The sequence below is a fragment of the Natronobacterium texcoconense genome, assembly GCF_900104065.1.
Taxonomy (GTDB): domain Archaea; phylum Halobacteriota; class Halobacteria; order Halobacteriales; family Natrialbaceae; genus Natronobacterium; species Natronobacterium texcoconense.
In genome coordinates, this window is the sequence record NZ_FNLC01000003.1 from 358,679 (window position 1) to 372,364 (window position 13,686).

13 protein-coding genes are annotated in these 13,686 nt (G+C 61.3%); 10 read left to right on the forward strand and 3 right to left on the reverse strand.

Annotated features, from left to right (window positions below; all coding sequences use genetic code 11):
- Positions 1–280: 280 nt before the first annotated feature.
- From alaS to BLR35_RS15380, 5 genes are all read left to right on the forward strand, one after another.
- Positions 281–3,055 carry an alanine--tRNA ligase gene (gene alaS, locus BLR35_RS15360; protein ID WP_090383794.1) on the forward strand — a complete coding sequence of 925 codons (2,775 nt, stop codon included), beginning with the start codon at positions 281–283 and terminating at the stop codon, positions 3,053–3,055.
- A gap of 137 nt (positions 3,056–3,192) precedes the next feature.
- Entirely contained in the window at positions 3,193–3,483 is a 291-nt protein-coding gene (locus tag BLR35_RS15365) for a UPF0175 family protein (RefSeq protein ID WP_090383796.1), read from the forward strand.
- Positions 3,484–3,996, forward strand: coding sequence for a PIN domain-containing protein (locus tag BLR35_RS15370; RefSeq protein WP_090383798.1), 513 nt, complete (start codon positions 3,484–3,486; stop codon positions 3,994–3,996).
- 161 nt (positions 3,997–4,157) lie between these two features.
- Positions 4,158–5,654 carry a glycosyltransferase family 87 protein gene (locus tag BLR35_RS15375; protein WP_090383800.1) on the forward strand — a complete coding sequence of 499 codons (1,497 nt, stop codon included), beginning with the start codon at positions 4,158–4,160 and terminating at the stop codon, positions 5,652–5,654.
- A 43-nt stretch (positions 5,655–5,697) separates the two neighbouring features.
- Positions 5,698–6,477, forward strand: coding sequence for an alpha/beta fold hydrolase (locus tag BLR35_RS15380; protein ID WP_090383803.1), 780 nt, complete (start codon positions 5,698–5,700; stop codon positions 6,475–6,477).
- 27 nt (positions 6,478–6,504) lie between these two features.
- Here the strand turns inward: BLR35_RS15380 and BLR35_RS15385 are convergent, their stop codons facing one another.
- Positions 6,505–6,846 carry a Zn-dependent oxidoreductase gene (locus BLR35_RS15385; protein ID WP_090383806.1) on the reverse strand — a complete coding sequence of 114 codons (342 nt, stop codon included), beginning with the start codon at positions 6,844–6,846 and terminating at the stop codon, positions 6,505–6,507.
- Positions 6,847–6,925: 79 nt separating this feature from the next.
- On the opposite strand from BLR35_RS15385, the gene BLR35_RS15390 reads away from it, so the two are divergent.
- From BLR35_RS15390 to BLR35_RS15400, 3 genes are all read left to right on the forward strand, one after another.
- On the forward strand, positions 6,926–7,294 hold the full coding sequence (locus BLR35_RS15390; RefSeq protein ID WP_170831051.1) for a winged helix-turn-helix transcriptional regulator: 369 nt from the start codon (positions 6,926–6,928) through the stop codon (positions 7,292–7,294).
- A gap of 238 nt (positions 7,295–7,532) precedes the next feature.
- The gene (locus BLR35_RS15395; protein ID WP_090383810.1) at positions 7,533–8,744 is read left to right on the forward strand and encodes an AMP-binding protein; all 1,212 of its coding nucleotides are present in this window, start codon (positions 7,533–7,535) and stop codon (positions 8,742–8,744) included.
- 84 nt (positions 8,745–8,828) lie between these two features.
- Positions 8,829–9,569, forward strand: a complete 741-nt coding sequence (locus BLR35_RS15400; protein ID WP_090383811.1) for a type 1 glutamine amidotransferase — start codon at positions 8,829–8,831, stop codon at positions 9,567–9,569.
- Between the two features lie 113 nt (positions 9,570–9,682).
- Here the strand turns inward: BLR35_RS15400 and BLR35_RS15405 are convergent, their stop codons facing one another.
- Both BLR35_RS15405 and BLR35_RS15410 read right to left on the reverse strand, forming a co-directional pair.
- Complete coding sequence (locus BLR35_RS15405; RefSeq protein ID WP_139169309.1) at positions 9,683–10,096, reverse strand: hypothetical protein; 414 nt, start codon at positions 10,094–10,096, stop codon at positions 9,683–9,685.
- 67 nt (positions 10,097–10,163) lie between these two features.
- Positions 10,164–11,231: a hypothetical protein gene (locus BLR35_RS15410; protein ID WP_139169310.1), complete on the reverse strand. Its 1,068-nt coding sequence runs from the start codon at positions 11,229–11,231 to the stop codon at positions 10,164–10,166.
- Between the two features lie 395 nt (positions 11,232–11,626).
- Here BLR35_RS15410 and BLR35_RS15415 point away from each other — a divergent pair, with 395 nt between their 5' ends.
- Both BLR35_RS15415 and BLR35_RS15420 read left to right on the forward strand, forming a co-directional pair.
- Positions 11,627–12,718 carry an ABC transporter ATP-binding protein gene (locus BLR35_RS15415; protein WP_090383817.1) on the forward strand — a complete coding sequence of 364 codons (1,092 nt, stop codon included), beginning with the start codon at positions 11,627–11,629 and terminating at the stop codon, positions 12,716–12,718.
- Between the two features lie 2 nt (positions 12,719–12,720).
- On the forward strand, positions 12,721–13,680 hold the full coding sequence (locus tag BLR35_RS15420; RefSeq protein WP_090383820.1) for a carbohydrate ABC transporter permease: 960 nt from the start codon (positions 12,721–12,723) through the stop codon (positions 13,678–13,680).
- Positions 13,681–13,686 lie beyond the last annotated feature (6 nt).

Below are 13,686 nucleotides of genomic sequence, written 5' to 3' on the forward strand. Positions count from 1 at the left end.
ATGTGTTCGAGCGAATTGGTCGCCTACATACACTGTCCGGAAGACCGGGGTAAAGATTCTTCGGCCACGTCTGACGCTAATTTCTACCAGTAGCAGAAAATAACTAGTCGATGTCGTCGAAACGAGGTCGCTACCTCGCCGTCTGGCGGTTCTCGAGCGGATTTCTGCCGTTCGTCTCCGGACGTCGAACGCGATCGACCGATCCCTACGCTATCCGGTGATTCTCCAGCGGTGAACGTTGCGGAACTGTTTTAGGCGCTGGCTGGCCAACACAACTATAATGAGTGACCTGGCGGACGAGTACCGCCTCGAGTACTTCGAGGAGGAAGGATTCGTGCGAACGGAGTGTCCCGGATGTGGGAACCACTTCTGGACGCGCGATACGGACCGGGAGACCTGCGGTGAGCCGCCGTGTGAGGAGTACGACTTCATCGGCGACCCCGGCTTCGACGAGGAGTACAGTCTCGAGGAGATGCGAGAGGCGTTCCTCTCGTTCTTCGAGGAGCACGACCACGAACGGATCGACCCCTATCCCGTCGCCGCCAACCGCTGGCGCGACGACGTCTTGCTGACCCAGGCGTCGATCTACGACTTCCAGCCGCTCGTCACCTCGGGGGAGACGCCGCCGCCGGCAAACCCCCTCACGGTGAGCCAGCCCTGCATCCGGATGCAGGACATCGACAACGTCGGCAAGACGGGGCGGCACACGATGGCCTTCGAGATGATGGCCCATCACGCGTTCAACAGCCGCGAGGACACCGACGCCGAGTACGCCTACGAAGGCGAGGTCTACTGGAAGAACCGGACCGTCGAACTCTGTGACACCCTGCTCGACGAGATGGGCGCGGACATCACGGACGTCACCTACATCGAAGACCCCTGGGTCGGCGGCGGCAACGCCGGCCCCGCGATCGAGGTCATCTACAGGGGCCTCGAGCTCGCGACGCTCGTCTTCATGTGCATGGAGCAGGATCCCGACGGCGAGTACGAGCTCAAGGACGGGAACCGCTACTCCTTCATGGACACGTACATCGTCGACACAGGCTACGGCCTCGAGCGCTGGACCTGGATGAGCCAGGGGACGCCGACGGTCTACGAGGCGATCTACCCCGACATGATCGACTTCCTGAAGGACAACGCAGGGATCGATCACACCGACGAGGAGGCCGAACTCGTCGGCCGCGCCGCTCGTCTCTCCGGAAACCTGGACATCGACGACGTCGACGACGTCGAAGCGGCTCGCGGCGACATCGCCGACCAGCTCGACGTCTCGGTCGACGAACTTCGGGAGCTGGTCGAACCGCTCGAGGACGTCTACGCCATCGCCGACCACTGTCGCACCCTCGCGTACATGCTCGGCGACGGCATCGTTCCCTCGAACGTCGGCACGGGTTACCTCGCACGAATGGTCCTTCGCCGCACGAAACGGCTCTGTGACAACGTCGGCGTCGACGCCCCGCTGGACGAACTCGTCGACATGCAGGCCGATCGCCTGGGCTACGAGAACCGCGATACGATCCGCGACATCGTCCGTACCGAGGTCGAGAAATATCGCGAGACGTTAGAGCGTGGCGGTCGTCGCGTCGAGACGCTGGCCGAGGAGTACGCCGAGAAAGGCGAGTCGATCCCGACCGACGAACTGATCGAACTCTACGACTCCCACGGCATCCAGCCCGATATGGTCGAAGAGATCGCCGCCGAAGCCGGCGCCGACGTCGCGGTCCCTGACGACTTCTACAGTCTCGTCGCGGACCGTCACGACACCGTCGAGGCGGTCGAGGAGGCGACCGAGGAGGAAGACGAGCGGTTCGCCGACCTCCCCGAGACCGAGAAGCTCTACTACGACGATCAGCAGCGAACCCACTTCGAGGCGGTCGTACTGGACGTCTTCGAGCGTGAGGACGGCTACGACGTCGTGCTCGACCAGACGATGTTCTACCCCGAAGGCGGCGGCCAGCCTGCCGACACGGGAACGCTCTCGACCGACGACACGACCGTCGAGGTCGAGGACGTCCAGATCGAGGACGGCGTCATCCTCCATCGGACCGACGAGAACCCCGGCAAGGGCGAGTTCGTCAACGGCCGGATCGACGCCGATCGCCGCCGACAGCTCATGCGCCATCACACGGCGACACACATCGTCATCCACTCGGCCCGCCAGGTGCTCGGCGATCACGTCCGCCAGGCCGGTGCCCAGAAGGGCGTCGACTCCTCGCGGATCGACCTGCGTCACTACGACCGGATCTCTCGTGAGGACGTCAAGGCGATCGAACGTCGCGCAAACGAGATCGTGATGGAAAACACTGCGGTCAGCCAGGAGTGGCCCGACCGCCACGACGCCGAGGCCGAACACGGCTTCGACCTCTACCAGGGTGGCATCCCGCCGGGCGAACAGATCCGGCTCATTCACGTCGACGAGGACGTCCAGGCCTGCGGTGGCACCCACGTCGCCCGCACCGGCGACGTCGGATCGATCAAGGTCCTCTCGACCGAGCGCGTCCAGGACGGTGTCGAACGAATTACGTTCGCCGCTGGCGAGGCCGCACTCGAGGCGACCCAGCGCAAGGAAGACGCCCTCTACGGGGCCGCCGAGGTTCTCGACGTCACGCCCGACGAAGTACCCGATACCGCCGAACGGTTCTTCGAGGAGTGGAAAGACCGGGGGAAGCAGATCGAGGACCTGAAAGAACAGCTCGCGGCGGCCCGTGCGGGTGGCGGCGGTGACGCCGAGGAAATCGATCTCGGTGACACGACCGCTGTCGTCGACCGCATCGACGCCGACATGGACGAACTCCGTCCAACGGCAACTGCGATCGCCGACGAAGGACAGATCGCTGTCCTCGGTAGTGGCACCGATAGCGCCCAGTTCGTCGTTGCCGTTCCCGACGACGTCGGCGTCAACGCCGGCGAGGTCGTCGGCGAACTCGCCGCCAGGGTCGGCGGCGGCGGTGGCGGCCCACCGGACTTCGCACAAGGTGGTGGCCCCAACGTCGAGGATCTGGACGACGCACTCGAGGACGCGCCGGACGTGTTACGGCAAGTCCTCGACGCCTGATTGTCGTCGGTCGCGATTCCTGCTCTACTGGATTCTCCTATTCTGGTTCTCGTTTTCTCGACCGTTCACCCTACTCTGTGTCAGTTCTCTGCAGGATGCACGAAACACTTGTATGCAGTGCATACATTGTATACAGTATGGGGACGATTTCGACGCGAGTACCAGATGATCTCGAGGCCGAACTCGAGGACTATCTCGAAGCAGAACGCCTCGACCGAAGTACAGCCGTTCGAAAACTGCTTGCTGAAGGCCTCGAAGAGTGGCGGCGCGAACAGGCTCTCGATCGTCTCGAAGACGGCGAGGTAACGTTCACACGGGCAGCCGAAATTGCAGGAGTGTCAACCTGGGAGTTCGCTTCCCTCGCTGAAGACCGAGGCATTATATGGGTCTCGAGTGAGCATCTCGAATCGGATCTCGACGATCTATAAATGTGGGTCTTCGACGCAACACCGCTCATCTATCTCGCAAAAGTCGAGCAACTCGAGTTAGCGTCACATCTGGACGGCTCGTGCCGTATTCCCGAACTCGTATACGACGAAGTCGTAACCACTGGTCTCGAAGAAGGATATCCCGATGCGCGCCGTATCGAGCAACGTGTCGACGATGGAACCTTCGACGTAGTGTCAGTCGACGAGACGCCACTTGTCGATCGCCTCCAGCGAAATCCGAACGTAAGCGACGCTGACGTCGCAGTCATTGCGTATGCTGAGTCGTTCGATGCAACTGCCGTACTGGACGAGGCTACTGGACGACGAGTCGCAACTGTCGAAGGAATCGAGACGCGAGGGACAGGGTATCTCATTCTCCTGTGTGCGAAACGGGGCGCTATTTCTCTCTCAGAAGCACGCGAAACGCTCGATGCTATGATCGATGCTGGGTGGTATTGTTCGCCCGACCTCTATGCGAAACTCGTTCGAAAGCTCGAGTCGTTCGAGACCTGAGGAAGCCACGATCTGTGGAACCGAAGCCGTCACCCTCCATCGAGGACCCGACCGACGCCCTCGAGGACCACGTTCTCGAAGGTGGCTGTCGGCTACTTTCGGACGGAACCTGTCCGCGAGAAACCATAAAGAACGTATAGAGTCGGCGGGTTGGCGAACGTATGCGTCGCCCGCTCGTTTCACGTCCGTACCTCGGGGCGTGGCTCGTCCTCCTGTGGAGTGCTGCCCTCGCGTACAGCACCTACGTCAATTTCCTCGGACTCTCTTTCCGACCGCTCGAGTGGAGTCCCGACGATCGACTCGGCGTCAACTACTACGTCTACCACTACTCGGCCGAAGCATTGCTCGCCGGTGAAGACTTCTACGCCGCGACGCCACCCGGCTTCGGCGACCACTACACCTATCTCTACCCGCCGGTCACGATCCTCACCTGGGTACCGTTTACCGCACTCGAGTCGTTCCACGGCTTCCTCCTCCTGACCGCCATCACGATCGCGGTGTCGGCGGCGTCGGCGGTTGCGATCGTCCGGTTCGTCGAGGACGGCTGGGATCGAACGCTGGGATGGCTCGACGTCGGTGCGATCTTCCTCTTTTTCCTGGGTATCCACTCGACGGGAACGCTCAACTTCGGCAACATCAATCTCCTGCTGGCTGCCGGGATCGTCTTCGGCTTCCTCGCGCTCGATCGGGGCCGGGAGGTCACGGCCGGCGTGCTCTTCGGTGCGGTCGCGCTGATGAAGGTGTTTCCGGCGCTTGTCGGCCTCTACCTGCTGCGAATCCGGTCGTGGGCGGCCATCGCGGGTGCGACGGCGACCGGACTCGGCGGGCTGGCAGCCTCGGCGATCGTCTTCGGTCCCGACACGCTCTATCGCTTTTTCTTCGAGATTCTACTGCCACGCAGCGACACGGCCGCGTTCGTCGGTGGCTATCCCCCGGACGGCACCTACTACGTGACGATCCAGCGCCCGCTCTCCCACATCATCTGGAACGTCTACCCCGACGCACCCGCCGCCGTCCTCCCGATCGCTGCCGCGCTCGTCCTCGGGGCCGTCCTCGCGTACTGCTATCTGGGCCTCGAGACGAAGACCGACCACCTCGTCGCGATCCACGCGACGCTGACGGCGACCGTGATCTTCATGTCCTCGTTCCGGTTCTACCTGGCGCTCGTGTTCCTCTCGTGGGTCCCGCTGCTGTACGTCTGGCACGAGGAACCCGACGACCAGCGACGGGGACAGGCGGTCGTCCTCGGGGTTGGCCTTCTCGCCGTCGCGTACCTCTGGTACGCTCCGCTGATCTGGTCGTACTGGCCGCTCGTCGTCGCGTTCTTCGCCGCTGGAGTCGGCGTCGTCTACGCCTGGTACGAGGACGTCGTGCCGACGCTGTTCGTCCTCGGCGGACTGATCGCCAGCATCACCAGCCGTCCCTCGTCGATGGTCTCGAACGTCCAGGAGTATCCCGGCCCGCTGTCGACGCTGCTCGAACCGCTCGTTACCGTGGGAACGCTCCAGTTGTACGGCCTGCTGGTCATGCTCGCGGCCTGTCTGCTCTACAAGTACCGGCAGGGGGTCGGCGTCGCGGACGTCCGCGAGGCAGGACGGGTGCTCCGGACCGACCTCGAGGAGGGCACGCGAACGGTTCGAGCACGCCTGAACGGCTGACCGAAACCGTCGGTTTTCTCCCACTCGCTCGCGTAGCGAGCGTATGCCAACTGCGTCGAACGGAGACGTCTCGCTGTTCTACGAACGCGAGGGCGAGGGCGAAACCGTCGTCTTCGTCCCGGAAGCCGGCCTCGGCGGCTGGTCGTGGGGCTGGCAACACGCCGCGCTTGCCGGTCCCTTCGAGGTCGTCGTCTGGGACCTCCGGGGAACTGGGCGCTCGGACGCGCCACCAGGACCGTACGACCTCGAGACGCTCGCAGACGACCTCGAGGCGGTACTGGCCGACTGCAATGCACGCAACGTCCACGTCGTCGGGCTCGGACTCGGCGGCGCGATCGCACTCGAGGCCGCCCGGACCTCGAGTCGCGTCGAGACACTTGCGCTGATCGGCACCGCTGCCCGCGAGTCGGAATTCGATCTCGAGGGACTGTTCGCTCCGCCGGACGACCGGGAGGGGCTTCGAGAGTCGCTCGAGACGGCTCTCTCGGCAGAGTTCCGCGAGGACCAACCGGAGGTCGTCGACGGAATCGTCGACTGGCGGGCGGACGGCGACGCCGACCGCGCAGGCTGGGAGGCACAGGTCGGCGCGCTCGAGGGGTTCGACGCGACCGACTGGCTCGTCGAGGTAACTCAGCCAGCGCGGGTCTTGCACGGAACCGACGACGCACTGGTTCCTGCGTCGGCCGGTCGAGAACTGGCCCGAGGGCTGCCGCGTGGCGAGTACGTCGAACTCGAGGGGGCGGGCCACCTCGCGACGATCGAGCAGTCGCGGACGGTCAACGATTTGCTCGTGGGGTTTCTCGAGGAGTGGACGGACGACTAGGTGCGCTCCGTCTCTGTTTTCGCTGCGTCAGTCAGTCCCTTCCGTTTCGTCCAGGCGATCGCTCAAGCCCTCGAACACCGATTTCGTTCCGTCGGGACCGGTGATAGTCAGCCACGTCTCCTCGTACGGCGGCGAGACGTCGATGGCGTACTCGGCGAACGAGCAGCACTGTCGTTCGTTCGCGACGAACGTCGCGAGAGCGGCCAGCGTCTCGTCGCTGCCGTCGAAGCGCAGGGTGTAGCCGTTCTCGCGTTCGGTGACGCCCTCGTAGCGGTCGCCGAGAGCGGATCGGATGTGCTCGGCGCGTTCCGTTCGTTCGTCGGCACTCAACGTGCACTCGATCGATGGTGTCGAATCTGATTCCGTCATACTGCGCTTTCGCTTTGCATAGCGAAGTGCTTAAGCTGTCGAGTCCGAAGTATTGGAGTAACTTCGACTGCTCGAATCTATGTCCGAGAATCCAACGTCGACCGATACCGGCCGTCAGAAACCGGCCGAAAACGCCAGCTGTTGTTGTCCGATCGGCGGAGTACTGGACCTGCTGAGCAGGAAATACGCGATCCAGGTGATCTGCGTCGTCGGCGCGCTAGAACCGGTCAGGTACGGCGAGATCGAAGACGCGTTCGGTGACGTCAGCAGTTCGACGCTGTCGGCACGACTGAACGAGTTGACCGACGCCGACCTCTTAGAGCGCGAGCAACACGATACGATCCCGCCGCAGGTCGAGTATCGGCTCACCACCGACGGCACGGAACTTTGCGAGTTGCTGCAGCCGCTGGTGCGGTGGGCCGAGGACCGGTCACTCTCCGAACAGTGATGTCTCGAGTTTGAACCTCTCGATCCGTGGCAACGACGAGTACCGCACCCTCCCCAGCCGACTCTCTCCCTCACTCTGTTCGTTCGTCCCTCGCGGTTTTCGCGCTGCGATTCGCTGTCGCTTATCGCACCGCAGCGCGCCATCGTCGAACGAAGTCACGCTCACTGGTTGACGATCCTCGACAGTGCTTGCTATCGAGCCCCTACCTACTACGACCGTCGACGTCGAAACAGTAGACGTGACTCTCTCGCTGGCCAGCCGAGCCGACCGATTTCCGGCCCGAACTGCTGTCGTCGACGTCTCGGAGGAGAAACTGTACGCGCCGGCGGAGACGATCGACGAGAAGGCGGTCACCTACGCTGAACTCTCGAGGGCGGCCGACAGGACGGCAGCACGACTCGCGAAACTCGGGATCGGAGCCGGCGATACGGTTTCCTTTCTGAGCCGGAATCGCGTCGCCACGCTGTCGGCGTTCTTCGCGTGTCGTCGACTTGGCGCAACGTTCGCGCCGATTTCGCACTGGCTGACGCCGGCGACGATCGAGCGCCCGGTCGAGGTCCTCGAACCGGATCTCGTCGTCGCCGAACGCGCCCAGTCGGACCTCGTCGGCTCGATCCCGACGGAAGAGACCGTGATGCTCGACGAGTTCGTCGATTCAGCGCCCGACGACCTCGAGTTCGACGGAACCGAGACCGACGCGTCCGATCCGTTGCTCGCGCTCCACGGCGATGGCGGCCAGCCAGTCGTGACGTTCTCCGAACGCACGCTCGAGTGGAACTGCATCTCGACGCTCGTCGCGTGGGGCATCTCCCGGAACGACGTCGCGCCGCTCGTATCACCGCTGTTCTCGACCGACGGACTCGTCCGGACCGCGCTTCCGTTGCTGTACGTCGGCGGCGAACTGCTGCTGGATCGGGCGTTCGATCCTGGGGACACGCTGACCGCGCTCGGTGAACGGGATGCAACGTTACTCGTCGGGCGCGCTCGGTCGCTTCGGGACCTGGGAGCCGATTCACGATTCGGAGAGGCGCTCGCATCGGTCGATCGGCTGGTCTGTGAAGGCGAGATTCCCGACGGCGTGTTCGAGGCCGCACGCAAGTCGAGCACGTCGATTCTCCGGGCGTACGGTCGCCTCGAGTGTCCCACGGCGTTTTGCTGGGCCGGTGACGAGAGCGAGGACGCCGGCGTTGGCCGCCCGATGCCTGACTGTCGCGCTCGATTGACCGACGACGGGACCGTCCTCGAGGGGCCAGTCGAGGGTCGACTCGAGCTTTCGGGACGGCTCGTAGCCGAGGGCTACGCAAGCGTTACCGGAGGAGACGAGCCAGCGACGCCCGATACTGGCGACGAGACGGCGGCTCGAGGTCGATTCTCGAACGGCTGGCTCGAAACCGAAGCGTCGTTTCGACGCGACAAACGGGGGAATTACCGTCCAGCGCCGTCAGGGTAACGAGAGTGAACGGCTGTTCTCCAATTGCGGTAATGCCCGCACAGTACAGAAGGTATATTGTCGTCGAGGCTCCAGTACTCTTCGATGAGTAAACTTCGTATCGCCGTCCTGAACGCCGCTCATCGGGACGCGAATACGACGCGGAACTTTCGACGCGAACTCGATGCCTCGATCGCCGAATTCGACGTCACTGACGGCACCGTCCCCGACCACTTCGACTTCGACGGCGTCGTAGTCACGGGATCGCGATCGTCGGTCTACTGGGACGAAGAGTGGATCGAGACGACGAAAGACTGGGTCTCCGACGCAATCGACTGCGGACTCCCCTTCCTCGGGGTCTGCTGGGGCCACCAGCTACTCGCCGACGTCCTCGGCGGTACCGTCGAGGAGATGGGCGTCTACGAGGTCGGCTACAGTGATATCGAACAGACTGCCGACTCGAGCCTGTTCGACGGCGTTCCCGAGGAGTTTACCGCCTTCACCAGCCACTTCGATGCAGTCACGGAACTCCCACCCGGCGCCACGCCGATCGCCGAAAACGACTACTCGAACCACGGCTTCCGCCACGAGCACGTCTTCGGCGTCCAGTTCCACCCCGAGTACGACAGGAAGACCGCCCGCGAACTCGTCGAGCGAAAGGACCTCTCCGAGGAACGCCTCGAGTCGATCCTCGCCGAGATCACCCCCGAGAACTATCGCGCCGCCTGTCCTGCAAAACTCGTCTTCGACAACTTCCTCGAGTACGTTCGCGACCTCGAGACGGCTGACGCTCCGGCGGAGGCGTCCGCCGAGATGGAGACTGCGACGGCGAGTCAACTGGATTGAGGTTCGTCTAGGCCGAATCTCGTCTCTCCATTCACGTATACTACAGAATAATGAGCGGGTGGTGGTGAGACGCATCCCGGAAAAGACACAACTCGAAACCAATCAGATTGGCCTTATCTGAAAAGAAGGGCAGCCCCGATTCCGGCGGCAAATCCTACAAGTGCGATCGGAAGCGAAACGGAGGTCAACATGAGCGAGAATCCGATCCTCGATAGATCGCCGTTGGTTCCTAGAACGACCTGGTAGAGGTACATCACGAACCCAGGTGCGATTCCAACACCGATTGCTGCGATCGCCCCGAGACTATACCACCCACAGATCAGTCCTCCGATACCGGGCAGTACACCAAACGCAATGGTCTCGAGAAGCGACTGACCGCTATCGCCGAGTCCGAGTAGTGGAATCAATCCGAGACTGACTGTTACACCGACACTGATTAGTCCCACGACGAGTACGGCAAGTTCGGCATCTTCTCCAGTAACGTATGTCCGGACCAATTCAGTCGATGACGTATGGAGGGCAGCCATAGTACCAATAAATTCACCTGTTAAATGTTTCTTGTGGTTTTTATACTAAATGGGGTCAAGAGATGTGTTACCCATCAATAACAATCCCCCAACCGTCGTGGGTATCACCGGGAGCACTAATACCAGTCGTATTACCTAACCAGATATCCCTGACGGACGTAATTGAGTAGTTCGACCAAAATTCCTCGACTTGGTCTCGGGCTTCCTCATACTCCCACGGCTCCGTATCGCCGAGTGGGTTCTGGTTATGGTCACAGGGGTCCCAATGGACGTTCCCGAAAGCGCCGATGGTTGAGTCTTCGAAGTCAAAAACCCGGATGTGGTATTGGCTCCAGTGATCCTGATACGGGAAACTACAGGAATCACCATCGTCCTTCTGGATATCATAGTCATGGGAATATATGTTATCCGTCTCGGGATCTTGCGCATATCGAGTTCCGAACTCGTATCCGGGAATTACATCTTCAATCTCATCTTCAATCGTTTCGTTGTCCCAGGGATCATTATCAGCTCCCCAACCGTTCTCCATAGCAGAATTAACGCTGGAAGCGTCTCGGTCCTCCCAAACTAAGTTGACTGGTGCCTGTCTCGCTGAAATACCGCCACCGTCCGCATCGTCTTCGGACTCGTAGAGGTAAAACGGAATATCGTTTGCTATGTCAGTTCTTGCCTCTACCCTTTGACTAAGATGTTGGTGGGCCTGTTTGTGTTCATTGGGTAGTCCGATTACCCGACGGGTCCTTCGCTGCACGGAGACAAGCGTGTTCTCAGTTGTATCTGTGAGGCTCTGATAATGGCTTGGGAGTTCATCAGGACCGTTTAATTCATCAGCAGGAATCCACTCTTTTAGAGCATACTCTGGCTCGAATGAAATTACTTCCCGACCATACCGCTCCTGAACGTCATCGCTGAAAAAGTGCTTTTGATGTATGTACCCGACGAGTTCATTCGCATCATCGTGAACTGGATCGAAGGTGTGAACCATTGATCCTTTAGCCGAAATAGGAAGCTCTTTGTCGTTATCTACGTCTGCTACGTCGACTACTTCATCATCTCGACCGGCCGTAGCCGTAGAAACGCCAGTAATTGTGAAGGTCGATGCACCTAGCCCACTGAGGAATGTCCTTCGTTTCATGGGCATCTGAAATTATGGGATAACAAATTAAAAATCTAATGGCTTTATAAATCATACATGTTTTCCATGTATTGATGTATGTAACGGCCTGAAACAGTAGAACAATCAACGATGCTCTTGTGACATAGATTGTTGTACTCAAACCGCAGTTTTGCGAGTTCTTTGAGGATGAACTGAGCAGTCCAGAAAGAGTATTTCTATATGGCGACCCCGACAATAGCCATTCAATCTCTCCAAACCCCCACGTCCTAACCGACATTTTCGACCGATATTTTGGCTGAAGGAATTCGCTCGCCGCCGTTTTCCCCTCCCGTCTTCTATCAACGAATCTGGCTGTGTAGCCGGGATTAATGGATGGAACTACCGTACGTAACCAGGGCATGACAGCTGTTTCCATGGAGGAAGTTAGCAAATACTTCGACGGGGGCGAGACCGTCGCGAACTACCGGGTAAATCTCGAGGCCGAGGACGGCGAGTTCGTCGTCATCCTGGGGCCCTCTGGCTGTGGGAAGACCACGGCGCTCCGGCTCATCGCCGGCCTCGAGGAGCCCTCGGACGGAGATATCTACTTCGACGACCAGCGGGTCAACAGGTGGTCGCCGAGCGACCGGAACGTGGCGATGGTGTTCCAGAACTACGCGCTGTACCCACACATGACCGTCCGGGAGAACATCGCCTATCCGCTGAAGGTGCGGGGTATTCCGCCCGACGAACGGGATCGACGTATCGAGGAGGTAACGGAGTTGCTTCACATCGAGGGACAGATCGCCAAGCGCCCGGCCGCGCTGAGCGGCGGGCAGCGCCAGCGGGTCGCGCTCGCGCGGGCGATCGTTCGGGAGCCGTCGGTGTTCCTGCTGGACGAACCGCTGTCGAACCTGGACGCGAAACTCCGCCAGGAGATGCGTAGCGAGCTGAAACGGCTCCAGGACGAACTCGCCATTACGACCATCTACGTCACCCACAATCAGGAGGAGGCGATGAGCATGGCCGACACCGTCGTCGTGATGAACCAGGGGACGATCCAGCAGGTCGCGCCACCGGAGGAACTCTACTCCCGACCGCGAACGGAGTGGGTGGCTCGATTCATCGGCTCGCCGCCGATGAACCTGTTCGAGGGACAGCGGCAGGACGGCTCGATTACTGTCGGCGAGGCCGGAACCGTCAGTCTCGAGGGCGTGGCGGGCGCTCGTGGAACGGACGGTGACGGCGACGTCTCGCTGGGCGTCCGCCCGGAGGATCTGTTTATCTCGACGGAGCCCCCGGAGAGCGGCAACGCCATCGAGGGGAGGGTCGACACCGTCGAGCCCCTGGGCGAGTACACGCTCGTCAACGTCGCCGTCAACGACCAGCTCGTGAACGTAAAAGTGGGTGACGCGGCTGTCGGTCGGGGCGACCGGGTGTACCTGACGTTCGACGACTCGGACGCCTACCTCTACGACGAGGACGGTGAACTGGTCACTCGAACGCCCAGTCCACAGACCACGTAGCCATGAGCTTACGGGATTACGTCGACGGTCTCGAGGTGACGGATGGCTCCTCCCTGTACCTGGACGTCGACCGCGAGAAAGTGATCGCGCTCGTCGTCTTTCTGGTGCCAGGGATGACGATCTTCGGGATCTTCTCGGTGGGGCCGATCGTCTACTCGGCGATCGGGAGCTTCTTCTCGTGGGATGCGTTCTCGATGGAGACGTTCATCGGACTGGACAACTGGATTCGGACGTTCAGGGATCCGCTCGTCATCAACTGGGACAACCTGCGGAGCTGGCAGTTCCCGATGGGTGCGCTCCCCCAGAACCTCCTCTGGGTAGTGTTGCACGTCCCGATTAGCACCGTTCTGGGACTCGCGGTGGCCCTGCTGTTTGCCGACCTGCGGGGACGGCGTATCCTCCGTTCGATGGTCTTTCTCGGGTTTACCGTTCCGACGATCGTCATCGGGCTCGTTTTGCTTTTCATCTACGATCCCCAGGCCGGGGTTTTCAACGAACTGCTGCGCGTGGTCGGACAAGAGGACCTCGTCCGCAACTGGACGCAGTCGCCACAGGTGGCGATCTACGCGCTGATCGCCGGCGGGATCTGGGTCCAGACGGGGTTCAACATGTTGCTCTATAGCTCGGCGCTCGCCGCGATCGATCCGTCGTTGATCGAGTCGGCGAAAGTCGATGGTGCGGGTCCGTACCGCCGGTTCAGGGACATCATCTGGCCGCTGGTCAAACCCGTGACTGCGGTCGTCGTCATCATGGGCATCATCTGGGTGCTCCGGGTGTTCGACATCGTCTACGCCGCTGGCGGCTCCGCCGGCGGCCCGAACCACGTCTACTCCGTGCTCGGCATCGAGGTGTACCGGGCCGCGTTCGAACCGCCGATCGACTACGGGAAGGCGATGGTGGTGGCGCTCGTCCAGCTCGTGATCGTCGCCCCACTCGCCGCCTACATCGCCCGCATGGGCTGATCCGAC